Source organism: Oleiphilus sp. HI0067 (genome assembly GCF_001635735.1).
Genome location: NZ_LWFI01001450.1, coordinates 1 through 1338, shown reverse-complemented (window position 1 = coordinate 1338; position 1338 = coordinate 1). Strand labels below are relative to the sequence as shown.

At 44.1% G+C, this 1338-nt stretch carries 1 protein-coding gene and 1 pseudogene; both read left to right on the top strand.

Annotation, left to right across the window (positions count from 1 at the left end):
* Nucleotides 1-180, top strand: a pseudogene (locus A3739_RS28960) (hypothetical protein); the annotation flags it as partial.
* A gap of 101 nt (nucleotides 181-281) precedes the next feature.
* The gene (locus tag A3739_RS23620) at nucleotides 282-1070 is read left to right on the top strand and encodes an outer membrane lipoprotein-sorting protein (RefSeq protein WP_068502007.1); all 789 of its coding nucleotides are present in this window, start codon (nucleotides 282-284) and stop codon (nucleotides 1068-1070) included.
* The last annotated feature ends 268 nt before the right edge of the window (nucleotides 1071-1338 follow it).

Sequence of the window (1338 nt, the reverse complement as noted above, 5' to 3'; positions counted from 1 at the left end):
CCGCTTAGCGAACAAATGAAAGCCAATATTCATGACCAAACCAATATCATGGATTTGCGCAAAATTGCGATAAAAGAAGGTATGCAGTCTTTACGTTTGAGTGGCGCCCACAAAGTTGCCTCGGGCCAAACGACCATCGACGAAGTGTTGCGCGTAACCCCCGCAAGTCTCAGTCGCTGAACAGACTATTCCAGCGCCATTCAGCAGTATCTCCTTGAAGCCTCTCTGGCACAGCGCGTAAGCTATGCGCCACGCTGGACAGGATTTTTAAGGAGACCTTTATGCGTCCAATTATAAAAACAAGTTTGCTTGCTTTATCCGTCGTTTTCGCGAGCAACCTATTCGCACAAACAGCTCAAGAAAAAGGCTTAGAAATCGCTATTGAAAGCGACAAGCGTAATCAGGGCTGGCAAGACTCCACCGCTGATATGACAATGACTCTGCGCAATAAACAAGGTGAAGAAAGTATTCGCTCTTTGCGAGTTAAAAGCCTTGAAGTTGAAGATGATGGCGATAAGAGCATGACCATCTTTGATGAACCCAAAGATGTACGCGGCACCGCCCTACTCACCTTCTCTCATAAAACTGAAGCTGATGATCAATGGCTGTTTCTCCCCGCATTGAAACGTGTAAAACGCATTGCATCACGAAATAAATCAGGCCCGTTCATGGGCAGTGAATTCGCGTTTGAAGATTTGAGTTCACAAGAAGTCGAAAAGTATACCTATAACTACCTTAATGATGAGGCCTGCGGTGATCTGGAGTGCTTCGTAGTGGAACGTACTCCTACTGACAAATATTCTGGCTACACCAAGCAAATCGCTTGGATTGACCAAACAGAATATCGCGTTATCAAAATCGAATTCTATGATCGCAAAAAGTCCTTACTCAAAACACTCGATTTTAAAGGCTATCAGCAATATTTGGGTCAATACTGGCGTCCAGAAATGATGCTCATGCAAAACCATCAAACTGGAAAATCAACCGACCTTACGTGGTCAAACTATGCCTTCCAAACTGGGCTAGCGGATGGTGATTTCACCAAAAACAATTTGAAGCGCGCCAAATAGCCGCTCGATCGATTCGAATGCATTGAGAGCTACCTTAAACCGCTGAGTTTCATAAAAGGAACTGAGAACATTAGGTAGCTTTCAACTCTCTGAACTTCCTCTCAACACGCTGATTTAAGTCAACACAGAACTTCTCTTCGCAGCATTCATCTTGAAATATCATCTCTTTCGCTTAAAACTGCGTCAAAATCCAAACCATTTGGTCAGCAATCCTAAAAAAATCGTGATAAACTCGCCCGCCTTGTTCGCAATGTGACACATCCGCATA